At 61.8% G+C, this 25428-nt stretch carries 25 protein-coding genes; 5 read left to right on the top strand and 20 right to left on the bottom strand.

Translation table 11 applies throughout. The features are described 5' to 3' along the window. Positions 1–66: 66 nt before the first annotated feature. The 9 genes from phaZ to A3AY_RS0118505 form a co-directional block, all read right to left on the bottom strand. Complete coding sequence (phaZ, locus tag A3AY_RS0118465; protein ID WP_018327151.1) at positions 67–1344, bottom strand: polyhydroxyalkanoate depolymerase; 1278 nt, start codon at positions 1342–1344, stop codon at positions 67–69. Between the two features lie 211 nt (positions 1345–1555). Beyond that, the gene (locus tag A3AY_RS0118470; RefSeq protein ID WP_018327152.1) at positions 1556–2389 is read right to left on the bottom strand and encodes an amidohydrolase family protein; all 834 of its coding nucleotides are present in this window, start codon (positions 2387–2389) and stop codon (positions 1556–1558) included. Further along, complete coding sequence (locus tag A3AY_RS0118475) at positions 2386–3405, bottom strand: zinc-binding alcohol dehydrogenase family protein (RefSeq protein WP_018327153.1); 1020 nt, start codon at positions 3403–3405, stop codon at positions 2386–2388. Before A3AY_RS0118475 ends, A3AY_RS0118470 begins: the two co-directional genes overlap by 4 nt. Positions 3406–3481: 76 nt before the next feature. Further along, a complete protein-coding gene (locus tag A3AY_RS0118480) occupies positions 3482–4456 on the bottom strand; it encodes an ABC transporter permease (protein WP_018327154.1) in 975 nt (324 codons plus the stop codon). A gap of 43 nt (positions 4457–4499) precedes the next feature. Then, entirely contained in the window at positions 4500–6053 is a 1554-nt protein-coding gene (locus A3AY_RS0118485; RefSeq protein ID WP_018327155.1) for a sugar ABC transporter ATP-binding protein, read from the bottom strand. Between the two features lie 132 nt (positions 6054–6185). Next, complete coding sequence (locus A3AY_RS0118490) at positions 6186–7175, bottom strand: ABC transporter substrate-binding protein (RefSeq protein WP_026203587.1); 990 nt, start codon at positions 7173–7175, stop codon at positions 6186–6188. 234 nt (positions 7176–7409) lie between these two features. Then, positions 7410–7856 carry an RbsD/FucU family protein gene (locus tag A3AY_RS0118495; protein WP_018327157.1) on the bottom strand — a complete coding sequence of 149 codons (447 nt, stop codon included), beginning with the start codon at positions 7854–7856 and terminating at the stop codon, positions 7410–7412. 24 nt (positions 7857–7880) lie between these two features. Then, positions 7881–8900: an aldo/keto reductase gene (locus tag A3AY_RS0118500; RefSeq protein ID WP_018327158.1), complete on the bottom strand. Its 1020-nt coding sequence runs from the start codon at positions 8898–8900 to the stop codon at positions 7881–7883. A gap of 32 nt (positions 8901–8932) precedes the next feature. Next, a complete protein-coding gene (locus A3AY_RS0118505) occupies positions 8933–10438 on the bottom strand; it encodes a UxaA family hydrolase (RefSeq protein WP_018327159.1) in 1506 nt (501 codons plus the stop codon). A 282-nt stretch (positions 10439–10720) separates the two neighbouring features. Here A3AY_RS0118505 and A3AY_RS0118510 point away from each other — a divergent pair, with 282 nt between their 5' ends. Together A3AY_RS0118510 and A3AY_RS0118515 are read left to right on the top strand one after the other, a co-directional pair. Further along, the gene (locus A3AY_RS0118510) at positions 10721–11599 is read left to right on the top strand and encodes a GntR family transcriptional regulator (RefSeq protein WP_018327160.1); all 879 of its coding nucleotides are present in this window, start codon (positions 10721–10723) and stop codon (positions 11597–11599) included. A gap of 15 nt (positions 11600–11614) precedes the next feature. Continuing rightward, positions 11615–12709 (top strand): mannitol dehydrogenase family protein, encoded by a 1095-nt coding sequence (locus tag A3AY_RS0118515; protein ID WP_018327161.1) that lies wholly within the window; start codon positions 11615–11617, stop codon positions 12707–12709. Here A3AY_RS0118515 and hpaI read toward each other — a convergent pair whose 3' ends face one another. Both hpaI and gabD read right to left on the bottom strand, forming a co-directional pair. Next, on the bottom strand, positions 12710–13513 hold the full coding sequence (gene hpaI / locus A3AY_RS0118520; RefSeq protein ID WP_026203588.1) for a 4-hydroxy-2-oxoheptanedioate aldolase: 804 nt from the start codon (positions 13511–13513) through the stop codon (positions 12710–12712). A gap of 159 nt (positions 13514–13672) precedes the next feature. Continuing rightward, positions 13673–15142 carry an NADP-dependent succinate-semialdehyde dehydrogenase gene (gene gabD, locus A3AY_RS0118525; protein WP_018327163.1) on the bottom strand — a complete coding sequence of 490 codons (1470 nt, stop codon included), beginning with the start codon at positions 15140–15142 and terminating at the stop codon, positions 13673–13675. Positions 15143–15384: 242 nt separating this feature from the next. Between gabD and A3AY_RS0118530 the strand changes: the two genes are divergently transcribed. Further along, positions 15385–15987, top strand: a complete 603-nt coding sequence (locus A3AY_RS0118530; RefSeq protein WP_018327164.1) for a nitroreductase family protein — start codon at positions 15385–15387, stop codon at positions 15985–15987. A 71-nt stretch (positions 15988–16058) separates the two neighbouring features. Here A3AY_RS0118530 and gyrB read toward each other — a convergent pair whose 3' ends face one another. The 5 genes from gyrB to A3AY_RS0118555 form a co-directional block, all read right to left on the bottom strand. Further along, a complete protein-coding gene (gyrB, locus tag A3AY_RS0118535; RefSeq protein WP_420830328.1) occupies positions 16059–18527 on the bottom strand; it encodes a DNA topoisomerase (ATP-hydrolyzing) subunit B in 2469 nt (822 codons plus the stop codon). Between the two features lie 117 nt (positions 18528–18644). Beyond that, positions 18645–19019, bottom strand: a complete 375-nt coding sequence (locus tag A3AY_RS0118540; RefSeq protein WP_018327166.1) for a helix-turn-helix domain-containing protein — start codon at positions 19017–19019, stop codon at positions 18645–18647. After that, a complete protein-coding gene (locus A3AY_RS0118545; RefSeq protein ID WP_018327167.1) occupies positions 19016–19579 on the bottom strand; it encodes a Smr/MutS family protein in 564 nt (187 codons plus the stop codon). Before A3AY_RS0118545 ends, A3AY_RS0118540 begins: the two co-directional genes overlap by 4 nt. Continuing rightward, on the bottom strand, positions 19572–20681 hold the full coding sequence (gene mltA / locus A3AY_RS0118550) for a murein transglycosylase A (RefSeq protein WP_018327168.1): 1110 nt from the start codon (positions 20679–20681) through the stop codon (positions 19572–19574). The genes A3AY_RS0118545 and mltA overlap by 8 nt, the downstream gene beginning before the upstream one ends. A 14-nt stretch (positions 20682–20695) precedes the next feature. Next, positions 20696–21394, bottom strand: coding sequence for a Tim44/TimA family putative adaptor protein (locus A3AY_RS0118555; protein WP_018327169.1), 699 nt, complete (start codon positions 21392–21394; stop codon positions 20696–20698). 138 nt (positions 21395–21532) lie between these two features. On the opposite strand from A3AY_RS0118555, the gene A3AY_RS0118560 reads away from it, so the two are divergent. Beyond that, complete coding sequence (locus A3AY_RS0118560) at positions 21533–22051, top strand: FxsA family protein (RefSeq protein WP_018327170.1); 519 nt, start codon at positions 21533–21535, stop codon at positions 22049–22051. A gap of 77 nt (positions 22052–22128) precedes the next feature. Continuing rightward, entirely contained in the window at positions 22129–22620 is a 492-nt protein-coding gene (gene secB, locus A3AY_RS0118565) for a protein-export chaperone SecB (protein ID WP_018327171.1), read from the top strand. Between the two features lie 54 nt (positions 22621–22674). On the opposite strand, the gene dnaQ is transcribed toward secB, so the two are convergent. The 4 genes from dnaQ to A3AY_RS0118585 are packed head-to-tail and all read right to left on the bottom strand — an operon-like array spanning position 22675 to position 25424. Next, a complete protein-coding gene (gene dnaQ / locus A3AY_RS0118570) occupies positions 22675–23382 on the bottom strand; it encodes a DNA polymerase III subunit epsilon (RefSeq protein WP_026203591.1) in 708 nt (235 codons plus the stop codon). Continuing rightward, a complete protein-coding gene (gene coaE / locus A3AY_RS0118575; protein ID WP_018327173.1) occupies positions 23382–23975 on the bottom strand; it encodes a dephospho-CoA kinase in 594 nt (197 codons plus the stop codon). Before coaE ends, dnaQ begins: the two co-directional genes overlap by 1 nt. Next, a complete protein-coding gene (locus tag A3AY_RS0118580) occupies positions 23972–24832 on the bottom strand; it encodes a shikimate dehydrogenase (RefSeq protein WP_018327174.1) in 861 nt (286 codons plus the stop codon). Before A3AY_RS0118580 ends, coaE begins: the two co-directional genes overlap by 4 nt. Then, positions 24825–25424: a Maf-like protein gene (locus tag A3AY_RS0118585; RefSeq protein ID WP_018327175.1), complete on the bottom strand. Its 600-nt coding sequence runs from the start codon at positions 25422–25424 to the stop codon at positions 24825–24827. Before A3AY_RS0118585 ends, A3AY_RS0118580 begins: the two co-directional genes overlap by 8 nt. Positions 25425–25428: the final 4 nt, after the last annotated feature.

The following is a 25428-nucleotide window of genomic DNA, read 5'->3' on the forward strand; positions in this document are numbered from 1 at the left end:
CAAGACAAACCTTCGCAGATTCCGGCAAGCCGCTGATATTGATCGATGAAATCGATAGGGGCTGGATCAGGCGCTCTTTCCGCCCTTGATAATCCGCGGCAGCGACGGCTTGGCGCTGCGAGCATGCTGGCGCTGGAACGCGGTGATGCGCGGCGCGATCTCGCGGCGGAAGCGCGATCCGTTAAAGACGCCGTAGTGACCGACATCCGGCTGCATGTAGTGCATCCGCATGTTTTCCGGGATGTTGGTGCAGATCGTCTGTGCCGCCTTCGTCTGGCCGACGCCCGAAATATCGTCGTTCTCGCCTTCGACCGTGAGCAATGCGACCTTGCGGATCGCCGTTGTATCGACGGGGCGCCCGCGATGCATCATTTCGCCCTTCGGGAGGGCATGGCGCATGAAGACGGTCTCGACCGTCTGCAGGTAGAACTCGGCCGTCAGGTCCATGACCGCCATGTATTCATCGTAGAAATCGCGGTGCTTTTCGGCGGCGTCGCCATCGTTCTTGACCAGGTGCTCGAAAAACTCCTTGGTCGCCGTCATATGGCGGTCGAGATTCATCGACATGAAGCCGGAAAGCTGCAGGAAGCCGGGATAGACCGGACGCATGAAGCCCGGCTGCGGGAACGGCACCGGCATGATGACGTTGTCGCGGAACCATGTGATCGGCTTGTCCTCGGCGAGCTGGTTGACCGAGGTCGGGTTGATGCGCGTGTCGATCGGGCCGCCCATCAGCGTCATCGAGGACGGCGACAGCGGATCGTTATCGGCTTCCATCAGCGCCACCGCGGCTAGCACCGGAACCGCGGGCTGGCAGACGGCGATCACATGCGTGTCGGGGCCGAGGAAATGCAGCATCTCGATGACATATTCGATATAGTCGTCGAGGTCGAAGGTGCCCTCGGTCAGCGGCACCACCCGCGCATCGATCCAGTCGGTGATGTAGACATCCGATTGCGGCAGCAGCGCTTCGACAGTGCCGCGCAGCAACGTTGCATAGTGCCCGGACATCGGCGCGACGATCAGCACCCTGGGATCGCTCGTCCTGCCTTTCGGCACGGCCCGTTCGAAATGGATGAGATTGCAGAAGGGCTGGCGCCAGACGACGCGTTCATTAACCGCCACGGACGTGCCATCGACGATCGTTTCGGCCAGACCGAATTCCGGTTTGCCATAGCGTCGGGTCGTTCGCTCGAAAACCTCGAGGCCCGCGGCTGCCGCCCGGCCGAGATAGGTATGGGCAAAGGGATTGAGCGGATTGGCATAGGCCAACCGCATAGCATCAGCCGCAGCGCGCCACGGAGCCATCATCGCGTGATTGAGCTCGTAAAGCTGGTAAAACATCGGAAGCGATCTCCTTGTTAGCTAGACGACAATGCCGCTCCCAATCGGACGCAACCTTGCATTCGTGTTTTTCGTGTCCGCAAGCGAGGCAAACAGTAGCACTTTTCTTGTGCGACGCAATAAATATGCCTCCTCCCCGGCGTGGCAAGCCCCTAGAGACCTTGCCATGGAAGGCTTGACGCTAGGTAAAGTCGCTTGTCCGAACCTGCCCTCAAGCATCGATCCCATAGAAACGCGCCGCACTCGTGGAGAAGACAGCTTCCTGTGCGCTTTCATCAAGGTCCTGCAGCAGTTCGTTTGCGGCTATCCACCATTTTTCGTAGCTCGCGTCGAGATTGACGACCGGCCAGTCGCTGCCGAACATCACGCGCTGCGGCCCGAAGACCTCGATAAGATGGCCGGCATAGGGTTTCAGCTGATCCACCGTCCAGCCGCCGCCGGCTTCGGTCACCAGTCCGGAGAGCTTGACGCAGACATGCGGCCGCCGGGCGATCGCCGCCATATCCGCGCGCCAGGGATCGAGGATCCCTGCGCCAATGAAGGGTTTTGCGCCATGATCGATAACCATCTGCAGATCGGGCAAGCGGTCCGCGAGCGCCGCGATCACGGGCAAGTGGCGCGGTTGGATGAGCGCATCGAAACGCAGGCCAAGCTCCGGCAGCATGTCGAGCGTGCGGATCGGCTCTGGCTGGAGGATGGAAAGCGTATCCGCGATGGCCTGCAGCATCGGGCGAATCCCGCGAAACTTCGGGTGTCGCTTGAACCGCTGCAAATCGGAACGTGCCGTTGGCGACCACACGTCGACCCAGCCAACCACGGCGGCGACTGTCTCTTCGCGTTCTGCCAGCTCAAGCAGGAATTCGGTTTCCGCAAGGTTCGGCGCTGCCTGCACCAGTACGGTTTTGCTGATGCCCGCCGCCGCCAGATGCGGCCTCAGATCGCCCGGCGCGAAATCCCGATGAATCGCCGCAAGCTCCGGCGGCGGCCAATCATTGTGGCCGAGGCCGAGGGTCCAATAGTGCTGGTGGGCGTCGATGCGCGTCAAGGTGACACCTTCACCACGGCCTTGATCAACCCGGCCTTCTCATGCGCCCAGCGCGGCAGGTCACTCACCACGTCATTGAGCGTCGTGCGATGCGTGATCAGCGCTTCGACCGGCACATGGCCGGCGCGGATCGAGGCTGCCACGTGCTCGAAATCCTGCCGCGTCGCGTTACGGCTGCCGACCAGCATCATTTCGCGCTTGTGGAACTCTGGATCGGAGAAGCGGATTTCGTCCTTGACGACACTGACGAAGACCAGGCAGCCGCCATGGGCAACGAAGGCAAAGGATTTTTCCATCGAGCCGCCGAAGCCGGTGGCATCGAAAACGACATCGAAGCCATCGCCGCCCGTCGCGGCCAGCACTGCATCCAGCGCGCCGTCGCCGGCGAGAATGCCATGGGCAAAGGAAAGCCGATCGGCGGCCATCGCCAGCCGCTCGGCGCTCGCATCGAGAAGCGTCACCTCGTGCCCGGCGATACGCGAAAACAGCGCCGTGCCAAGACCGATGGGTCCGGCCCCGATGACCAGCGCCCGCGATCCGGCCGGCGCCAGCGAGCGACGCACGGCATGCGCACCGATCGCCAGGAACTCGACGGTCGCTGCCGCCTCCAGCGACAGGTCGCCAGCCGGATAAAGATTTTCCTCCGGCACGAGGATTTCCTCGCAGAAGGCGCCGTCGGTATGAACCCCCAGCACCTTGATCGCCGTGCAGCAGTTCGGCTTGCCTTTGCGGCAGGCGACGCAGGCTCCGCAGGAAAGATAGGGGTTGACGATCACCGGCGTGCCTGGCGCCAGCGAAACTCCTTCGCCGGATTCGATCACCCGCGCCGAGATCTCGTGGCCCATGACGCGGGGGTATTCGAGATACGGATGCTTGCCTTCGAAGATGTGATAGTCGGTGCCGCAGATGCCGACATGGCTGACCGCAAGTCGCGCCCAGCCCCTTGGCGGTGCCGGCGGCGTGGGCCGGTCAGTGAGTTCGAGGCGCCCGGGCTCGGGGCAGATCGCCGCTTTCATGGCAGGCAGTTCCTTAGCTTAGGTGTGGTTTTGGGACATCCGGCCGGCGGGGCCAGCCGGCCGGATGTGAGGGCCGTCAACGCGAACCGCGACGGCGCAACTGGTCGAAATAGACGATGATGATGATCAGCGCGCCGGTGATGATGCGTTGCCAGAACGAGTTGACGTTCAGAAGGTTGGCACCGTTGTTGATGGTCGCCAGGATGAAGGCGCCAAGCAGCGGGCCCTGCACCGATCCGACCGCGCCGAACAGGCTGGTGCCGCCGATGACCGAGGAAGCGATCGCCTGCAGTTCCCAGCCTTCCGCCTGGGTGGCGTTGCCGATGCCGATGCGCGAGGCAAGCAGCAGGCCGACAAAAGCAGCGCAGGTGGAAGAGAGGATATAGGCGAGATAGATCGTCCGGTTGACGTTGACGCCGGACAGACGCGCCGCTTCGCTGTTGGAGCCGACGGCGAAGAGATAACGGCCCCAGCGGCTCAAGTGAAGGAAGACGTAGGCGGGGATGGCGACGACGATGACCATCCAGAACAGGCTGGGAACGCCGAGGAAATCGGCGCGCGAGAAATTCGTGAAAGCTTCGTTGGTGATCGAGATCGTCGAACCGTTGGTGATCAGGAGGCCGATGCCGCGCAGCGACGTCAAGGTCGCCAGCGTGATGATGAACGCCGGAAGGCCCATGCGCACGATGCCGAAAGCGTGGAACGCACCGATCAGTACGCCGATCAACAAGGTGATGATCATCGCCAGCCAGAGCGGCACGCCGGCCGCGAGCAGCCAGGCGACCGCGACGCTGGCGAAACCGACCACCGCACCGACGGAGAGGTCGATGCCGGCGGTGATGATGACGAAGGTCTGACCGACGGCGAGAATGGCCGTCATCGCACCCTGCCGCAGGAGGTTGCTGATATTGTTCGGGGTCCAGAAGCTGTTGGTGGCAAAGCCCAGAACCAGCCAGAGGAACAAGAGGAGGCCAAGCAGGGTCAGGCCGAACAGGATGTTCATGCCCCTTTTCGGCACTGGTGCCGCTTCTGTCGTCGCTTCAACGGTCATGATTTTCCTCCACGCATATTTTTCTTCTGGTCTTTTGACGATTTCAAACGCCGATCGCCTGGGTCAACACGTCCTCGTGCGAGCCGCCGCGATAGCCGTGGCTGGCGACGAGCTTGCCCTGGCGGAACACATGCAGACGGTCGGCCAGTTCGTAGACTTCCGGCAGATAGGACGAGATCAGGATGATGCCGGCGCCCTGTTCCAGCAGCCGGGCGAACAGGCGGTAGATTTCCGCCTTGGTGCCGACGTCGACGCCAACCGTCGGCTCGTCGAAGATGAACAGCTTGGCACCGTGGCTGAGCCACTTGCCGATGACGATCTTCTGCTGGTTGCCACCGGACATGGCGGAGGCCAGCACCCGCCGCGTCGGCGTCTTGATCTTCAGGTCTCTGATCTGCCGATCGGCATTATCGATCTCGCGGCGGCGGTTGATGGTGAAACCGCTGGTGAGACGATCGAACACCGGCAGATTGATGTTGAGGCCGATCGGAAGGTTCAGGCAGAGCCCCTGGTCGCGGCGGCTTTCGGGCGCCAGCGCAATGCCAAGGTTCATCGCCTGGCGCTCGTTGCGGATCTCGACCTTCTTGCCTTGCCAGTAGATTTCACCCGACCTCACCGGCTGGCGGCCATAGAGCCCGAGCGCGAATTCGCTGCGCCCGGCGCCGATCAGGCCGTAGAGCCCGACAATTTCGCCCGCCCGCACCGACAGCGAGACATCCTCGAAACCGGGACCGGTAAGTCCGCGCGTCTCAAGGATGGTGGCGCCGATCGGCAGGGTTTCCTTGTGGTAGATCTGCTCGATCGTGCGATTGATCATCAGCGCGATCAGCTCGGCATCGTTGGTCTCGCTGATCTTGCGGGTGCCGACATGGGTGCCGTCGCGAAGCACCGAGACGCGATCGGCCAGTTCGAAGACCTCTTCCATACGGTGGCTGATATAGACGATGGTCACGCCTTCGCCCTGGAGCCGGCGAATGAGACGGAACAGCTGCGCCGATTCCTGGCGGGTGAGATAGGCGGTCGGCTCGTCAAAAATGAGGAACTGCGTGCCGCGCATCGCCGCGCGCGCGGTGGCGACAAGCTGCTGCTGGCCGATCGTCAGGCTCGAAAGAGTGGCCGCTGCCGGAAGGTTGAAGCCGAGGTCGTTGAGCACGGCCTGCGCCGCAGCCGTCATGGCGCCCTTGCGCATCAGCCCGTTGTTGTTCATCTCGTCGCCGAGAAACATGTTGGCAGCGACGCTCAGGTGCGGGCAGAGCACGACTTCCTGATGCACGGCATTGATGCCGCGTGCAATCGCTTCCGTCGGGTTCGAAAGCTGGACGGGCTGGCCGCACCAGAAAACCTCGCCGGATGTTCGCCGGATCACACCGGTCAAGAGCTTGATCAGCGTCGACTTGCCGGCGCCGTTTTCGCCGACGATGGCGTGGATTTCGCCGCAGAGGAACGTCAAGCTGGCCGGTTTCAAGGCCTCGACGGCACCGTATTTCTTCTGCAGGCCGCGCAGTTCAAGAATCGGCTGCCCTTTCGGAACGGGATGCCTGGCAACCGTCGCCGCGCCTTCCTCGTGCCGGTGGCTGACGTCATATAGTCCTGTCATGGCGGCTCCTCCTCCTGGACCCGAAAACCTGCTTCAGGCCGAAATTTCAGCCTGAGCAGGTCAGTATCGCAATCTGCGGCGGGCGGCAGGACAGTTGCCCGACGGTTATCGTCCTGCCGTCCTGTCTTGGGATCAGTTGACCTTCGGGTTCAGAAGGGCGTCGATCTTCGGGTCGGCCATGTTGGCCTTGGTCACCAGGTTTGCGCCGGTATCGACATTGGCTTCGACCTTTTCCTTCTTGGAAGCAGCCAGCGCGGTTTTGATGCCGTCATAGCCCATGCGATAAGGATCCTGGACGACGAGGCCGGCGAGCACGCCTTCCTTGAGGAAGCCGACCGTCTTTTCGTCGCTGTCGAAGCCGATGACCTTGATCTTGTCGCCGAGCTTGTTTTCAGCGATCGCCTGGCCGACACCCTGCGCCATGATCAGGTTGGAGGCAAAGACGCCGACGAGGTTCGGGTTGGCGGTGATCAGATCGGTCATCATGTTGAGGCCGGTGGTCGCCTGGCCGTCGGCATATTTGTCGGCAACGACCTTGAGGCCCGGATATTTCGCGGCGATCTGTTCCATGAAGCCATTATGGCGCTGATCGAGCGAGCCAACACCCGGCAGGCTGGTGATGATGGCGATTTCGCCCTCTTCCTTGCCGGTTGCTTCCTTGATCGCGGCGGCAAGACCGTCAGCAGCGATACGGCCGCCCTGGGTGTTGTCGGTGGTCAGGAACGAGGTGAAAGCCTTCGAGTCTGCGCCGGAATCGATGCCGATGATCGGAACGGACTTAGCGGCTTCGTCGATCGGCTTACCAAGCGCCTTGAATTCCGTCGGCGAAATGACGACGGCCGCAGGCGAGCCGGCAACGGCATTTTCGAGGATGCTGATCTGGCCATTGATGTCGGATTCCGACTGCGCGCCGAGTTCCGGCACGTTGACGCCGAGATCCTTGCCGGCAGCCCGGGCGCCGGCCAGAACGATCTGCCAGTAGAAGGACGTGGTGTCCTTGACGATGATCGGAATGGTGACGTCCTGGGCGAACGAGGTCATCGGCATCATGGTGGCAAACACGGCAGCACCAGCAAGGCTGGTGAAAGCGCGGCGCGACAGGATATGCTTCATAAGGGTCATGGTGTTGTTCTCCTCCAACAGCGTCTTGTTGAGTTCTCCTCATCGACCCGCAAGACGCATGCGGATCGATCTTTTATCGATAAAAAACATTTTACTCTGGCAAGCTATCTCAGCAATTTTGAAATTGCAAGCGGCGGTTCAAATCCTTGTGCATTGATTTCCTCTCGGCGCCAAGTCTTTGTTTTTTCACCATAACGATGAATCGGCCACCTCCCGGGCCGGTATTTGCAGGCTCTACACCCGGTATAGTTCTTCCGGATGGACGACGCCCTTTTTCAGGATAATGTTCCCATAAAGCCGAAACTCCGTTGTCGCGACGATATAGACGGCCTTGCGCGCCCGCTCATAGAAGGCGAAGCGCTCGACCGGCACGACCTTGAAGTCGCCGGAAAGCTTGTGAACCAGCTGCTGGAACTCGACGCAGACCTCCGGCTCTGCCGCCGGATCGCCGACAACCTCCATGCGCCAGGCGGCTTCGTCGGCGAAGGTATCGAGCGGCATATGCGCAAGGATCGCCTCCGTGATGCCCAGTGCGTCGACCCCATCGGCCCTCACGACCTTCGGCCCCATGCTGCTGGCCGGAAAATTGGCGTCGCCGACCACGATCTCGTCGCCATGGCCCATTGTGCGGATCGCGTGAAGCAGGTCCGGTCCGAGCAATGGATGTATTCCCTTCAGCATTCCGCTTTCCCTTTCGTGATCCGGCTAAACTCGAACAGCTTCCGTTCCCAGCTCGGGCGCGACCAGCGTATGGGCGTCGTAGGGCTTAAAGTCGGCCGGCTGCAGGCGCCGTTCGGTCAATTCCATATTGCGTGTCAGGCTCGACGGCTTTGCCGTTCCGAGCAGAACCGAGGCAACCATCGGATTCTGGAGCGGAAACTGGATGGCGGGTGCCGCAAGCGGCAGCCCTTGCGACTGCGCGATCCTCTCCAGCGCACCCACCTTGTCCAGAACCTCCCGGTTTGCCGGCATATAGTCGAAATGTGATCCTTCCACCGGACCTGTCGCCAGAATACCTGAATTGAAAACGCCGCCAACCACCAGCGAGGTTTTCTTTTTTTCGCACAGCGGCAACAGTGCGGCGGTGGCAGTGCGGTCGAGCAGCGTGTAGCGCCCGGCAAGCAGGATGCAGTCGAGATCCGCCTCTTGCATGACATCCAGGCAGACGGGGACTTCATTGACGCCAAGACCATAGGCAGAAATCGCGCCGCTCGATTTCAGCTCCTCCAGCGCCTTGAGGCCGCCATCGAACAGCTGGCGCAGAAAGACGCGGTTGCGCTCGGCGCCGTGCGTATAGACGCCGATGTCGTGCACGAAGAGGATATCGATGCGGTTCAGGCCAAGCCGGGCATAACTGAAATCGACCGAGCGCATGATCCCGTCGTAGGAATAGTCGTAGTCGGTGTCGAACGGCAGCGGATCGACGAAACCGTAGCTTGGCACCTTGTCATCTGCGACCGGGCGTTGCAGGCGGCCGACCTTCGTCGACAGCACATAACTGCCCTTGGGCTTGTCCCGCAGGAAATCCCCGACCCGTCTCTCGGCCAGGCCAAACCCATACCAGGGTGCCGTATCGAAAAACCGCAGGCCCGCATCCCAGGCCGCAGCCAGCGTTTCCATCGCCGCCTCGCGCGGGCAGGCGCGATACATCCCGCCGAGCGGCGCGGTGCCGAAACTGTATTCGGTAACGGACAGATCCGTCCGACCGATCCTTCTTGTCTGCATCAACCCTCTCCTCCCTCCGACGGCTGCTTCCGTCAGAGTGTCGCGCCCAGGTGCCAGGGCACGAATTCATTGTCGCCGTAGCCGAACAGTTCGCTCTTGGTCTTCCTTCCGGACGCGGTATCGATGATCAGGTCGAAGATCTCGCGGCCCTTGCCGGCGATCGTCGAATCCCCGGTCGCAATGGTGCCGCAATCGATATCCATGTCCTCCTCCATGGCGCGATAAAGCGCCGTGTTGCTCGTCAGCTTGATGGAGGGACAGGGGCGGGAGCCGAAACAGCTGCCGCGGCCGGTCGTGAACGTGATCACATTGGCGCCACCAGCGACCTGGCCGGTTGCCGATACGGGGTCGTAGCCGGGCGTATCCATGAACACGAGACCGTGTTCGGTAACCCGCTCGGCATAGTGATAGACCGCAGTCAGCGGCGAGCGGCCGCCCTTGGCCACCGCACCGAGCGATTTTTCGAGGATGGTGGTCAGGCCGCCGCGCTTGTTGCCGGGTGACGGATTGTTGTCGAGCGAAGCGCCGTGCATCTCGACGTAGCGTTCCCACCAGGAGATCAGCCCGTCCAGCTTCTGCGCCACCTCCTCATTCACCGCGCGGCTGCGCAGCAGATGCTCGGCGCCATAGATTTCCGAGGTTTCCGACAGGATCGCCGTACCACCGGCGCCGGCCAGGATATCGACCGCCGCCCCGAGCGCCGGATTTGCGGTGATGCCGGACAGCCCGTCCGAACCGCCGCATTGCAGGCCGACGATGATTTCGCCGACGGGAATCGGGATGCGTTTGGCGGTTCCGACTTCCTGGGCGATCTCTTCGAGCACGCCGATCGCCCGAGCGACGGCGCGGCGCGAGCCGCCGGCATCCTGAATGTTGAAATGGCGTTTTCCGGCGCCGGAACCGCTCTGGCCGTAAAGGGTCAGCTGGTTGACCTCGCAGCCAAGGCCGACCATCAGCACCCCGCCGAAATTCACATGGCGGGTGTAGCCGGCCAGCGTCCGATGCAGGTTCTTCATGCCATCGCCGGTCGAGCTCATGCCGCAGCCCTGATCATGAACGATCGGAACGAAGCCGTCGATGCCGTCATAGCGCGGCAGGATGGTCCGGTTGGCCTGCTCGGCAATGGCGCGACAGACCGTGGTGGAACAGTTGACGCTGGCGATGATGCCGATGAAATTGCGCGTCGCGGCGCGGCCGTCGGCGCGGCGATAGCCCATGAAGGTGCGCGCCTTGTCGGCAGCGCTGGCGGCCTCCGGCGGCACCGGCGCGCCGATCGACAGGCGGTCCTGGTCAAAGGCGAGATTGTGCGAATGGACGTGGTCGCCCGGCGCGATATCGACGGTCGCGCGGCCGATCGCCTGGCCGTACTTCACCACCGGCTCACCGGCCGGAACCGAATGGATCGCCACCTTGTGCCCGGGATCGATCCTGGCTGCGGCACGCACGCCATCCGGCAACTCGCCGCCCGGCTCGATGGCGAGCGACGCGACGGCCACATTGTCTTCCGGCGACAAAACGATGAAGGAAGGTGCGGTCACCCTTGGTATCTCCCTTGACGGTTTTTGTTTGAGCGAGCGCGCTCACTCATTTTTGTCTTTTATCTACAATAGACAGTTCGCCGTCAATGGGTATTATGCATCAGACCAGGTCGCAGCAAAAAGGCAACGACCGCATCAAAAACAAAAACAGGGACCGAAACACCATGAAACTTCGAATATCGAGCCGAGACAGGGCCGGACGGACCAGATAGAGAGCCTTCCCTAGCCGAACCGGGCATCTCCGGTTCGATCGACAGAAACCCCTATCCGGCCGGCAAAATCATGGCGAAACAGAACACCGTCTTCAAGGACGCCTTCAACCGCTGCCTCAAGCTGCTCGCGGAAACCTCCGCCCTGCCATCCGAGCCGGAACTGGGCGCGACGATCGGGGTCAGCCGCACGACCATCCGGGCGATCCTGACGCGCATGGAAGAGCTGCAGCTGATCGCCTGGGACAAGCGGGCAAAGGTGGTCCTGCGGCATCCGAAGGCCGAGGATTACTACCCGGCCGAGGAAACCGATTCGCTGTCCGAAATCATCGAGCGCAGCTTCATGCGCCGGATTCTTGCCGGCGGTGCCGAGCCCGGCATGCAGATCAACGAGCTGGAGCTGGCGCGCGATATCGGCACCGGCACGACCAGCGTGCGCGAGTTCCTCATCCGCTTCAGCCGCTTCGGACTGATCGAGAAACGGCCGAACAGTCACTGGATCCTGAAAGGTTTCACCCGCGAATTTGCGCTGGAACTGACCGAAGTGCGCGAAATGTTCGAGCTGCGTTCCGCGGCAAGTTTCGCCGCTCTTGATGCCGATCATCCGGCCTGGCAGGAGCTGGAGCGGATCGAGGCGCTGCACCACGAAATCCTCGCTGACATCGACAGCCGCTACCGCGATTTCTCCGAACTGGACGAACGCTTCCACCTGCTGGTGCACAAGTCGTCGAGCAACCGCTTCATCGTCGATTTCTACGATATCATCGCCATCGTCTTCCACTACCACTACCAGTGGAACAAGACGAATGCGCGCGAACGCAACGCCAGGGCGCTGGAGGAACACCTCGCCTATATCGCAGCGCTGAAGACACGCGACGTGGCGCAGATCGAAGCCGCCTGCAAGCGACATCTGCGGTCCGCCCGCGAAACCCTGCTCCAATCAATTCAATAGCCGGATTCATCAGATATGCCGACACCGATCGTCCAATTTGGAACCAGCCGCTTCCTGCAGGCGCATGCCGATCTCTTCATCAGTGAAGCGCTGGAGGCGGGCAATGCCATCGGTAAGATCACCATTGTCCAGACAACCGGCTCGGCGGAGCGGGCGGGACGGCTGAACGCGCTGGCGGCGCCGCAGGGATTTCCGGTAATCATCCGCGGCCTTGCCGATGGCGTCGAAATCGACCGGAGACAACAGGTGACCAGCGTCGCGCGCGCCCTGTCGACCGCCAGCGATTGGCAGGACGTGCAACGGATCGTCGCCGAGGAGGCGGAGATACTCATCTCGAATACCGGCGACACCGGCTACGATGTGGAAAGCGGAAAACCCGACACGGCGATCCCCCCGTCCTTCCCCGGAAAACTGCTCCTGCTGCTCCATGCCCGATTCGTCGCAGGCGGCAGACCGCTAACGGTTCTTCCCTGCGAGCTGATTGCCCGCAACGGCGACAGGCTGAAGGAGGTCATTCTGCGCCTTCAAGCCGAGCGGATCGGCGATGCCGATTTCGAAAAGTGGCTGTCGTCGTCAGCCGTTGTCTGGGGCAATACCCTTGTCGACCGCATCGTTTCAGAGCCGCTGGAACCGGCCGGTGCCATCGCGGAACCCTATGCGCTGTGGGCGATCGAAAGCCAGCCGGGACTGTCGGTGCCGTGTACGCACCCGTCAATCCATCTGGTCGACGACCTGACGCCCTATGAAAAGCTCAAACTGCACATTCTCAACCTCGGTCATACCGTGCTTGCCGACATCTGGCTGAAAACCGAGCGTCCACGGGACGAGACGGTAAAGGACATGCTGCGCGACGCAGATGTCGCCGCGACATTGATGGACATCTACGCCACCGAAGTCATTCCCGGCTTTGCCGCCAAAGGGCTTGGTCGGGAGGCGGCCGACTATGTGGCCCTGACGCTCGACCGGTTCCGCAACCCGTTCCTCGAGCACCGGCTTGCCGACATCGCCAATCATCACGCCGAAAAAATCGTCCGGCGGATTGCCGATTTCCGGGCCTGGAGCCCGGATGTCGCCATGCCACGACTGGCGGCGATCGCCGGGAACCGATGATCAGTAGCCGGCGACCGGCTTGGCTTTACTCTCGCCGCCGGCCAGAAAGTCCTCGCGCAGCTTGGCGGTGGCGCTGACAAGAAGCGTCACGTCGGTTCCGATCGCCATGAAGTCCGCGCCAAGCTCGCGATAGTGGCGCGCCTGATCCAGGCTGAGGGTCATGATGCCGCGGGCCTTGCCGGCTTTCCTGATTCGCTCGAATGCGTCCTTGATGGCGGCGGTCACCGCCGGATGACCAGGCTGGCCGAGATAGCCCATGTCGGCTGCGAGATCGGATGGACCGATGAACAGCCCGTCGATCCCGTCCAGCGCGGCAATCTCGTCAAGGGCCGCCAGGCCTGCCCGGCTTTCGATCTGGACGATGAGGCAGATTTCCTCATTCGCCGTCTCGAGATAATCGCCGATGCGACTGAATTGTGATGCCCGGCCGAGCGCGGCGCCGACGCCGCGCACGCCGTGCGGCGGATAGCGCACCGCCCGGACCAGCGCCTGTGCCTGTTCGACGCTCTCGACCATCGGTATCAGCAGTGTCTGCGCTCCGGTATCGAGGATCTGCTTGATCATCCAGGTCTCGCCGACCGGCAGCCGCACGATCGGATGGCTCGCCGAGCGGGCAACTGCCTGGATCTGCGACGACAGGAGCGGAATGTCGTTCGGCCCATGTTCGCCGTCGATCAGCAGCCAGTCATAGCCGCTGCCGGCGACGATTTCGGCGGCGTAGGGACTTGCCAACGCAACCCACAAACCGAGCTGGAAGCGGTCCTCACGAATCGCGGCCTTGAAGGTGTTTTTCGGGGCGGGCATCATCGTCTCTCCTTGCGGCTGTCGCTGCTACTTAAAACGCTGCTGCAAGGCCTGTGAAGCGATTTCCGTCGATGCCGGCCCGCAAATTCTGGTCATCCGGAAAATGGAAAGGCCGGCAGGATTTCTCCAGCCGGCCTCGCCCGTTTCAGAGGACTACGGTCAAGCGATGCCACCGAGGCAGACATATTTGATTTCGGTGAACTCCTCGATGCCGTATTTCGAGCCCTCGCGGCCGAGGCCGGAGAGCTTGACGCCGCCGAACGGCGCTTCCGCGGTGGAGATCAGCCCGGTATTGACGCCGACCATTCCGTATTCCAGGGCCTCGGCGACGCGGAAGACGCGGGCGAGATCCTTGGCGTAGAAATAGGAGGCGAGGCCGAACTCGGTGTCATTGGCCTGCTCGATGACGTCGGCTTCGTCCTTGAAGCGGAACAGCGGCGCCAGGGGCCCGAAGGTCTCCTCGCGCGCCACCGCCATATCCCTGGTAACGTCGGCCAGGATCGTCGCCTCGAAGAAGGTGCCGCCGAGCGCATGCTTCTTGCCGCCCTGCAGGATGCGCGCGCCCTTGGCCGTCGCATCGGCAATATGCTCCTCGACCTTGGCGAGCGCTGCCTTGTCGATCAGCGGCCCGAGGATTACGCCTTCGTCGAAGCCGTTGCCGGTCTTCAGCTTGCCGACTGCCGCTGCCAGCTTTTGGGCAAAGGCATCATAGACGCCGTCCTGCACATAAATACGGTTGGCGCAAACGCAAGTCTGGCCGTTGTTGCGGTATTTGGCGATCAGCGCGCCTTCGACCGCCGCATCAAGATCGCCATCGTCGAAAACGATGAACGGCGCATTGCCGCCGAGCTCTAGGCCGAGTTTCTTGATGGTCGGTGCGCTCTGCTTGTAGAGTTCGGTGCCGACCTCGGTCGAACCGGTGAAAGTCAGCTTGCGTACCACCGGGTTCGACGTCATCTCGCCGCCGATCTCGCGGGCCGAGCCCGTGATGACGGAAAAGAGGCCCTTCGGCAGGCCCGCGCGCTCGGCAAGAATCGCGATGGCGATCGCCGAAAACGGCGTCTGTGCCGCGGGTTTCAACACCATGGCGCAACCGGCGGCGAAGGCCGGACCCGCCTTGCGGGTGATCATCGCATTCGGGAAGTTCCACGGCGTGATCGCCGCGACGACGCCGATCGGCTGCTTCATCACCAGGATGCGCTTGTCCGGCTGGTGGCCCGGGATCATGTCGCCATAGATGCGGCGGCCCTCTTCGGCGAACCATTCGATGAAGCTTGCGCCATAGACGATCTCGCCGGTGGCTTCCGCCAGCGGCTTGCCCTGTTCGAGTGTCAGGATGCGGCCGAGATCGTCCTTGTTGTCGATCATCAGCTCGTACCATTTGCGCAGAACAGCGCAGCGGTCCTTGGCGGTGCGGGCAGCCCAGCCCTTCTGGGCGATCCTTGCCGCCTCGATCGCCGCCTTCGTCTCGGCCGCCCCGAGCTTCGGCACCAGGCCGATGATCTCGCCGGTGGCGGGATTGTTCACCTCGATCGCATTCTTGGGATCGGCCTCGATCCAGCTCTCGCCAACAAGAGCCGCCTGGCGGAACAAGGAAGGGTCTTTCAACGTGACGGTCATCAGCGGCATTCCCTCGTTTTTGAAAATCTACAGAACTTATACAACTTTTTTCGGTCGTTCCACAATGGCCAGAACACCGATTCTTTCGGATCGCGCCGCAGCTGCCCAGTTCAACGCGTTGTCGCCAGAATGGAAACGATCCATCTCAAAACCGGGGTCTAGCGCGCCAGCGGCCGATCCCTATATACCGACTGTGCCCGTTATATCGAACCTCCCACAAAACTTCTGACCTCCCAAGACAGGATTTTGCCATGACCATCTCCAGCAACTACCGCCAGGCCGATTATCCAATCGAGCCAAGCTTTCTGAACCGTTGGTCGCCACGCGCTTTCACCAATGAGACCATCTCGCAAGCCGAACTCCTGACGATCCTCGAAGCTGGCCGCTGGGCGCCGTCGGCCTACAACTCACAGCCCTGGCGCTTCGTCTATGCGCTCCGCGGCACCGAACAGTGGGACAAGCTCCTCCCGATCCTCAACGAGTTCAACCAGAGTTGGGCAAAATCCGCGTCCGCTCTCGTCATCTTCATTTCCAAGACCCATTTCACCGCGCCGGGCGCATCCGAGCCAAGCCTCTCCTACAGCCACAGCTTCGACGTGGGCGCGGCTTGGAGCGCGATCGCCCATCAGGCCCAGCTTCTCGGGTTCCAGGCGCACGGCATGACAGGACTGCATTTCGACAAGGCCATCGAGATCCTCGGCATTCCGGACGGCTACCGTGTCGAGGCGGCTGCCGCTATCGGTCGTCCTGGCGACAAGGCGCAGTTGCCGGACTATTTGCAGGCGCGCGAGACGCCCAGCCCGCGCCGGCCACTCGCCGAAATTGCCTTCAACGGCACCTTTGTCGCCGAGTAATCGTTGAAAAAAGAAAACCACGCCTTCTTGCGGAGGCGTGGTTTTGCGTTCCAGTAATTTGATCGCCCGGATCAGATATCGAGATTGGCGACGCTCAGCGCGTTTTCCTGGATGAAATCGCGGCGGGGCTCGACCTCATCGCCCATCAGGCGCGAGAACAGACCATCGGCATCCGTCGCATCGGCGACCCTGACCTGCAGCAGCGACCGGACGTTCGGATCGAGCGTCGTCTCCCAGAGCTGTTCGGCATTCATCTCGCCGAGGCCCTTGTAGCGTTGCATCGACAGGCCCTTGCGGCCGCTGGCGAAGATCGCGTCGAGCAGGGCACGCGGGCCGCTTATTTCCAAGGCACCGTCCTTGCGGCGCAGCGTCGGCGGATGGCCATAAATCTCCTTAAGGCGCGGGGTCAGCTGATCGATGTGACGCGCGTCCGAAGAGCCGATCAGCGCCATGTCGAGCGAAGCCACTTCCTTGACGCCGCGCACCATGCGCTCGAAGCGCAGGCCCCCGTCAACGGCGACGACAGCCGTCCAGCCGCGTTCCGTTTCTTCGGCAATGAGATCGAGACGCTTGGCGACCTCCGCGGCCGTTGCCTCCGACTGCGCCTGGTTATTGTTGAGTTCCGGATTGAGCGCTCCCGCAATCGCTGCCTGTTCGACGACGGAGCGGCTGTAGCGCGAATGCAGGCTTTCGACGAGCGTCCGCAGGCGCAGCGCATCGACGATCACTTCGCGTAGGTCCTGGCCCACTCGTACTTCGCCGGAGCCCAGCTCAAGCGCGGCGTCCTCGAGACCCATGGAGATCAGATATTCCTCCAGGGCCTTCTCGTCCTTCAGGTACTGAGCCGACTTGCCGCGCGCGACCTTATAGAGCGGCGGCTGGGCAATATAGAGGTGGCCGCGCTCGATCAGTTCCGGCATCTGCCGGAAGAAGAAGGTCAAAAGCAATGTCCTGATGTGGGCGCCGTCCACGTCGGCATCGGTCATGATGATGATCTTGTGGTAGCGCAGCTTTTCGGGGTTGAACTCGTCCTTGCCGATCGAGGTGCCGAGCGCCGTGATCAGCGTGCCGATTTCCTGGCTCGACAGCATCTTGTCGAAGCGGGCCCGCTCGACATTGAGGATCTTGCCGCGCAGCGGCAGGATGGCTTGGTTTTCGCGCGAGCGGCCCTGCTTGGCCGAGCCGCCTGCGGAGTCCCCTTCGACCAGGAACAGTTCCGACTTGGCCGGATCCCGTTCGGAGCAATCGGCCAGTTTTCCCGGCAGCGAAGAGATATCGAGCGCACCCTTGCGGCGTGTCAGTTCGCGCGCCTTGCGCGCCGCTTCGCGAGCGGCGGCCGCCTCGACGACCTTGCCGACGAGGATTTTCGCATCGCCCGGATGTTCTTCCAGCCAGACGCTGAGCGCCTCGTTGACGAGGCTTTCGACGACCGGGCGGACTTCCGAGGAGACCAGCTTGTCCTTGGTCTGCGAGGAGAATTTCGGATCCGGCACCTTGACCGAGAGAACCGCCGTCAACCCTTCACGGCAGTCGTCACCGGTCAGCGTTACCTTTTCCTTCTTCATGATGCCGGAACTGTCGGCGTAGGAGACGATCTGGCGAGTCAGTGCGCCACGGAAGCCGGCCATATGGGTGCCGCCGTCGCGCTGCGGAATGTTGTTGGTGAAGCAGAGCACGTTCTCGTGGTAGCTGTCGTTCCACCACATCGCGACTTCGACGGTAATGCCGTCCTTTTCGCCGCGGATCGCGACAGGCTTGGAGACCAGCGGCTTCTTTGCCCGGTCGAGATAGGCGACGAATGCTTCAAGGCCGCCGTCATAGATCATCTCGTCCTGGCGGATATCGGAATGGCGCTTGTCGGTAAGCAGGATGCGAACGCCGGAATTCAGGAAGGCGAGTTCGCGCAACCGGTGTTCCAGCGTGCCGTAGTCGAATTCGATCATGGTGAAGGTTTCGGTGCTCGGCAGGAAGGTGACTTCCGTGCCGGTCTCGCCGTTGCTGTCGCCGATGACGGCCAGCGGCGCGTCCGCAACACCATGCGTGAAGTTGATTTCGTGGATCTTGCCCTGGCGCTTGATCTTGAGCTTGAGCTTGACCGAGAGCGCATTGACGACCGAGACGCCGACGCCGTGCAGGCCACCGGAGACCTTGTAGGAATTCTGGTCGAACTTACCGCCGGCGTGCAGCTGCGTCATGATCACTTCCGCCGCTGAAATCCCCTCCCCGGTATGGATGTCGGTCGGGATGCCGCGGCCGTTGTCGGTGACCGTCACCGAACCATCGGGGTTCAGCGTCACGGTGACGATATCGGCATGACCGGCCAAGGCTTCGTCAATGGCATTGTCGACGACTTCGTAGACCATGTGGTGCAGACCGGAACCGTCGTCGGTATCGCCGATATACATGCCTGGCCGCTTGCGGACGGCATCGAGACCCTTCAGGACCTTGATGGAATCGGCACCATATTCGGCGTTTGCGCCGGCTTCGGTTTCAGGCAAATCGGTCATGCGGCTATAGGTCTTTCCAGGTTTTGAAGCCATGTCTTCGGAGATCAGATTCCGTGCGAATCAGCCCTCGATGGCGCTCCCCGAATATAGGGATTTTGTCCAGAGTTCCAAATCCCGTGCAGCCTGAAAGCGGCAGAATTCAGGGGATCATCAGAGTTCCTTATCAGGAAACCGGCCTTTTTCCAAAACATCTTCCAGGATGCCGATGGTTTCACCGGATAAACCGCGGATACGGCTGGCGAGCCGGTTGGCAAAGGCGGTGTGCGCGGGCGACAGGCCGGAGGTGTCGAGCACGACTTTCGGATCGGAAAGGGCCGCCAGCCCGAAAAGCTCATCGGCATCATCCCAGATGACGTTGAAATATCCGGCGACCCGTTGCAGGAATTCAAAGCTCGGCGCACCGCGCTTTCCATGTTCCAATGCCGAAAGATAGGCTGGCGACACGCCGATGGCCGCGGCCATCTGCTTCTGCGAAACGCCCTTCTTTCGCCGCAGCCGGTGCATCGCTTCGCCAAAAGGCGTCATGGAGTCGAACCCCTGGGCTTCGACAGGCGGACATAGAGAGCGCCCTCGCCGCCATGGTTGCGTGCCGCCGGCTCGTAGGACGAGATCAGCATCCGGAATTCCGGCAGCGAAAACCACATCGGCACCGCCCGCTTCAACGCCCCCTCGCTGCCAAGCGACGTGCCCTTGCCGGTGATGACGAGCACGTGCCGAAGCCCTCGCTCGTGCGCGCGCAGAAGAAAATGCAGGAGGAACCCATGCGCCTCATTTTGCACCATGCCGTGCAGGTCGATCCGCGCTTCGATCGGCAGATGGCCTTTTGCCAGTTTGCGCTTGACCGGCTTTTCGAGCGGATGGTGGACGCGCGGACGCTTCACGGCTTCCGCTGCCGAGCCGAAAGCCTCGGCCAAAGATTTGCCTTCCTTGATCGTCGGGACAGCGGGCTTCTCCGGCTCCGGTTCCGGCGCCGGCTCTTCGAATTCGGCAAGTTCGTCCAGGCGTCCGGGCAGAGGACGGGTGGTGCGGGCAACCTTGCCCCACAATATCCGATCCTCGCTCGTCAGGTTCTTGATCCTAGCCATGGTCGTATCTTGCCGCCGCAGCCTTCGGGACGAAAATGAAAAAGTCGGCGTCGTTGCGCACGGCACCAGCCAACCGTCCTGCTTCGTCGCCCGAACCGGTGAAAAGATCGCCGCGGGCGGGCCCGACGATCGCCGAACCGGTATCGAGCGCCAGCATCAGCCGTCGAAACGGCCGCCCGCTGTCGATCGACGTCAGACTGTCGCTCGAAATGAAGAAGGGAACGCCGAAGGTATGGATGAGCCGGTCGACCGCGAGCGAGCGGCCGGGCTCCAAGGCCACTTTGGCAGCTGCCACCGGACCGAGACCCGTATCGTCGACCTCCGCCTCGCGAAAGAAGATGAAGGACCGATTGTGCCAGAGCACCTCGTCAGTCTCATCCGGATGACCATCCAGCCAGTGCCGGATCGACTGCATCGAGACGGTTGCCGCGTCGATCTTGCCGCGCTCGATCAGCAGCTTTCCGGTGGCGGAGAAATAATGTCCGGTTTTTGCCGCATAGGTGATGCGCTTCATCGATCCGTCGGGAAAGACCAGCCGGGCGGCGCCTTGCACATGGGCGAAGAACACGTCGACCTTGGATTTCGCATAGGCGATCTCCAGTCCGCGCCCGGCGAGAAAGCCCTGTTCGATCGCCTTGCGATCCGGATATTCGCGGATGACACCGTCCTTCAATCGGCCGAAGGCAAAATACGGGTCCAAGCCATCCGGCCGATTGGTATCGTCGACATCGACGAGGTCGTCCGGCCGTCGGTAGAAGGGAAAGCGAAAAGTCTCGTCCGGTGTCGCACTGACGAGGACTTCGGGTTCGTAAAAAGCCGTGACGAAACCGGGCTTGCCGTCCCGGCGAACGATCTTGAACGGGACGAACTGCTCCTCGAAGAAAGCCCGGGCTGCGTCTGCGGTCCGGATCTCGTCGGTCGCTGCCGCCTCATAGGCCGGCATCAGGTCGGCGGACGAGACGCCGAGCGAGCCCGTCCTGTGGGGTTTGAATGTCGTGACGTGATTTCGACAGCGCTTCAGAGCGGCCAGCAAGGGCAATGGATTGTCGTCCTGCCAACCGGGGAGGCCGGAAAAGTCGACCTTCTGCAAATCGAAATCCATCGCCCGTGCCCCGATCAGTTTTCGGATTCGGTGGCGATCAGCTTCCAGTTCGGATCGCGCGAGCGAATGTCGCGGGCAAATGTCCAGAGATCGTTGACCTCGGAAACGGCTTCGCCATCGCCATCGACGATGGCGCCGGATTTGTCATAGGTGGCAGAGATCAATTGGCTGATGATCCGCAGCGTGATGTTGGCTTCGCTGTCCTTGATCTCGGCATGCACCATATCGGCCTTCTCAATTCCAACGAAAGTGGACTTGACCACTTCGCCCTTGCTTTCACGCTCGGAAATGGCGGCATCGAACCCTTCATAGACATCGCGGGACAGGAGGCCCTTCAGGGTCTTGCGGTCACCGTCGGCAAAAGCCATGACGATCATTTCGTAGGCCATCTTGGCGCCGTTGACGAATTCTTGCGGGTCGAAACCCGGATCGGCATCGCTCATTCGGCGCAGCGCCTCGTTCAGCGGCGTGCCGGCCTTGGTAAAGGCATCGATATCGGCATAGCGTGAAATGTCTTCGCCAGTGCCGTCGCGGCGGGGAAGCTGCACGACCTTGCCGGCTGCTTCCGGGCCTTGGGCGGCGTCGCGGGGCGAATAGGGATCAACGGGCGGACGTTCGTTGCCGGTCCTCTTGCCCAGCACGCTGCGCAACTGAAGGAAGATGATCACCGCGGCGACCAGGAAAAACAATGTGATGAAGTCAAAAGAGCCCATTTCCACCCAGAACCGCCGTTAACATGCCGTGCAATCATCCCATATAGTCTGCATGACACGATCATTCAAACGACTATATCACTTCTTTGCAATTGCCGGTCCAATGCGGACAGGCTGCTTTGAGAATAAGTGGACACAATGCGCTCGCTGATCATACCGCTGCTTTTCCTTTTGATGCCGCTTGCGGAGATCGCGGCCTTCATCTTTGTCGGCCGCGAGATCGGTGTCGGCATGACGCTGCTGCTGGTACTGGCAAGCGCAGTCGCCGGTGCCGCTCTCCTGCGCATCCAGGGCTTTGGCGTGCTCAGGAAAATTCAGCAGGCCTCGCAGACCGGTACCGATCCCGGGCGGCAACTCGTGCATGGCGCGATGATCGTGATCGCCGCATTCCTGCTGATCATTCCCGGCTTCATCAGCGATGTCGTCGGGCTGCTGCTTTTCATTCCGGCCGTCAGGGATCTCGGCTGGTCGCTGATCAAGACCCGGCTGACGGTCGTGACGACGGGTGGGGTGGGCGGTTTTTCGCGCCGACCGGGGCCTGAGCGCGGATCGTCACAGCGATCCGGCCCGCAGGTCATCGACCTCGACGAAGACGAATTTTCCCGTACCGATGGCCGTGGCCGCACCGATCCGAACGACCGCGACCGCCTGAAGTGAGGGGCGTTCCGGGTTGTAAGGCCAGATGCGAAGTGCTAGATGGCCTCACCTCATTCATGTTCGAAGGAAAAGGCCTTATGACCGATACCGCATCCACCCCCAACGGCGGCGCAGCAGAGAGCCCGTCCCTGAACATCCTGGCGCAGTACATCAAGGACCTTTCGTTTGAAAATCCCGGTGCGCCGCGTTCGCTTCAGGCACGCGAAAAGGCCCCGTCGATCAACATCAATGTCAACGTCAACGCCAACCCGCTGTCGGATGCCGAATTCGATGTCGTGCTGACGCTGAATGCCGAAGCCAAGGATGGCGACAAGATGCTGTTCAATGTGGAACTCGCCTATGGCGGCGTCTTCCGCGTCACCGGCTTCCCGCAGGAACACATGCTGCCGCTGCTCTTCATCGAGTGCCCGCGGCTGCTCTTCCCGTTCGCGCGCCAGATCGTTGCCGATGCGACGCGCAACGGCGGTTTCCCGCCGCTGATGATCGACCCGATCGATTTCGCCCAGATGTTCACCCAGCGCATGGCCGAAGAAAAGGTCCGTTCGCAGGTCTCCGCCAACACGAACTGATCCGGTTCCCGTCAGGCGTGATTTGAACGATGCCCGGTCGGTGACCGGGCATTTTCATTTGGCGGGTTCGTATTTCGCCCAGATCGCCTTCGCGCCCATTTTGGCGACGAGCGCCGCATGCGCCTCGATTTCCACGATGGTCAGACGGGAGGCGAGCGGTCGCGGCCTTTGCCCGGCGACGACGATTATATCGTCGGTCTCGGTGACCTGGCCGCCGCGGCTCTCGCCGGACAAAAGGCCGAGCGCCGTCTGCCGGCCGCCGATCATTTCGATATAGACTTCCGCCAGAAGCTCGGAGTCGAGCAGCGCGCCGTGCTTGGTGCGGTGCGAATTGTCGATCCCGTAGCGCCGGCAAAGCGCATCGAGCGAGTTCGGGCCCATCGGGTGTTTGCGCCGGGCAAGCGCCAGCGTATCGGTCACCAGGTCATTGGTGATGGCAGGCAGACCGAGCCGCGCCAGTTCGGCGTTGATGAAGCCCATGTCGAAGGTGGCATTGTGAGCGACCCAACGGGCGTCGCCGAAGAAATCCAAAAGCTCGGTCACGATGCCGGCAAAATCCGGCTTGTCCTTCAGGAACTCATCGGAGATGCCATGGACCGCCAACGCGTCGGGATGCACCTTCCGGTCGCCGGGATTGATGTAGACGTGGAACGTTCGCCCCGTCGGAAAATGATTGTGGAGTTCGATGCCGCCGATTTCGATGACCCGGTCCAGCCTGTTGTCGAGACCGGTCGTTTCCGTATCGAAGATGATTTCGCGCATCATGGCCCCTTCTGGCCGGTCACCTGCCGGACGATCGCCGCGACCTGGCCGCGGGTCGAATCAAACTCGCCGCTGGTATCGATGATGTAATCTGCTTTCGCACGTTTTTCGGCATCGGGAACCTGGCGGGAGAGAATGAGGGCGAATTTTTCCTCCGTCATCCCCGGTCTTTTCATCACGCGCTCCCTCTGGATCTCCGGACGGCAGGTAACGACCACCACCGCATCGACCCGATCTTCCGCCTTCGTCTCGAACAACAGCGGAATATCGAGCAGGACCAGCGGCGATTTTTTCGCGCGCTGACGCGCAAGGAACTCCCGCTCCGCTCTGCGCACCAGCGGATGAACGATTGCCTCCAGTTTCTTGAACAGCGACGGGTTTTCAGCGAGCTGCCGGGACAGCTCCTTCCTGTCGACTGCCCCGGCCGCTGTCGCTCCGGGAAATGCCGCCTCGATCGGCGCAACCGCTTCCCCCTGATAAAGCGAATGCACGACCGCGTCGGCATCGTTCACGGGCACGCCGAGATCCGCAAACATTTGCGCGGCAGTCGATTTGCCCATGCCGATCGAGCCTGTCAGTCCCAGAATGATCATGCGTGCCGCGCCATGTCGTCGATGATGATCTGCCGCAAGGTCGCGTCGACCTGGGGTCTTTTGCCAAACCATTTTTCAAAGCCGGGTGCCGCCTGATGCAGCAGCATGCCAAGACCGTCGACGATCCTGTGGCCCTGCGCTTCGGCTTGCTGCAGGATCGGCGTCTTCAGCGGGACATAGACGATATCCGTCACCACACTGCCGGGTCGCATCACCGTGAAGTCGATGTCGGGCGCCTCTGATCCGTCCATCCCGAGCGACGTGGTGTTGATGAAAAGGCCGGCGTCCAGCATTACCTCCGGCAAGGCCTCCATCGGCTGCGCATGAACCGCCGGGCCGAACCGGTCGGCCAGTTCCCGGGCCCTCGCCTGCGTCCGGTTGACCACGTGAATGGTCTTGACGCCGCGATCCCGAACGGCCTGGATGACGGCCCGGCTGGCGCCGCCGGCGCCGAGGACGATCGCGGTGTCGCATCGATCCCAGCCGACAGAGCGTTCGTCGAGATTCGCCGTGAAACCATGTCCGTCCGTATTGGTCGCATGCACCAGCCCGTCCTCGACCCACAGGGTATTGGAAGCGCCCAGCTCGGTGCTCTGCGCGTCCGGCCGGTCGGCAAGGGCGAAGGCCATTTCCTTGTGCGGGATGGTGACATTGCCGCCGATGAAGCCGGACTGGCCGTTCCTCAGCGACGCGATGAAGGCCGGAAAGTCTTCAGGCGCGACTTCATGCGCCCGGTAGCTTCCTTCGAGACCAAGCTGTTTCAGCCAGTAACTATGGATCAGAGGCGAGCGGGAATGCTTGATCGGATAGCCGGTGACGAAGGCATGGTTAACAAATGTTTCACGTGAATCACGCATCGATCACCCGCAAATCCCTGAGTTTGGCCAGAAGCGGCAGCATGGGCAGACCGAGGATGGTGAAATAATCACCTTCGATCTTCTCGAAGAGTTGAATGCCCTCACCCTCCAGCTGATAGGCGCCGACGCTCGACAGCGCCTTTGCGCCGACGCGTTCGAGGTGCCGCTCGATGAAGTCGGCACTTAACGTGCGAACGGTCATCCGCGCGGCAGACAGATGTTTCCAGAGGACGTCGCCCCCCTGCGTCAGGACGACCGCACTGTTCAGCTGGTGGGTCTGTCCGGAGAGCGACAGCAGATGCTCCCTCGCTTCCTTGATATCCCGCGGCTTGTGATAGACGCGCTGGCCGAGCGACATGGTCTGGTCCGAGCCTATTATAATGTCCTCGGGAAAGTCCCCGCCGACATGTCTTGCTTTCGCCTCGGCCAGAATGACCGCCACCTCCTCAGGCGAAGAATGCTGCCGCTCCGCCTGGTTTTCGATCGCCCGCTCGTCGATACCGGCCGCCTTCGCCTGGAAATGGATGCCGGCATTCTCCAGGAGCATGCGCCGGAAGGGGCTCGCCGAAGCGAGGACAAGAGAACCTGCCATTGTC

This window comes from Rhizobium giardinii bv. giardinii H152, assembly GCF_000379605.1.
Lineage (GTDB): Bacteria > Pseudomonadota > Alphaproteobacteria > Rhizobiales > Rhizobiaceae > Pararhizobium > Pararhizobium giardinii.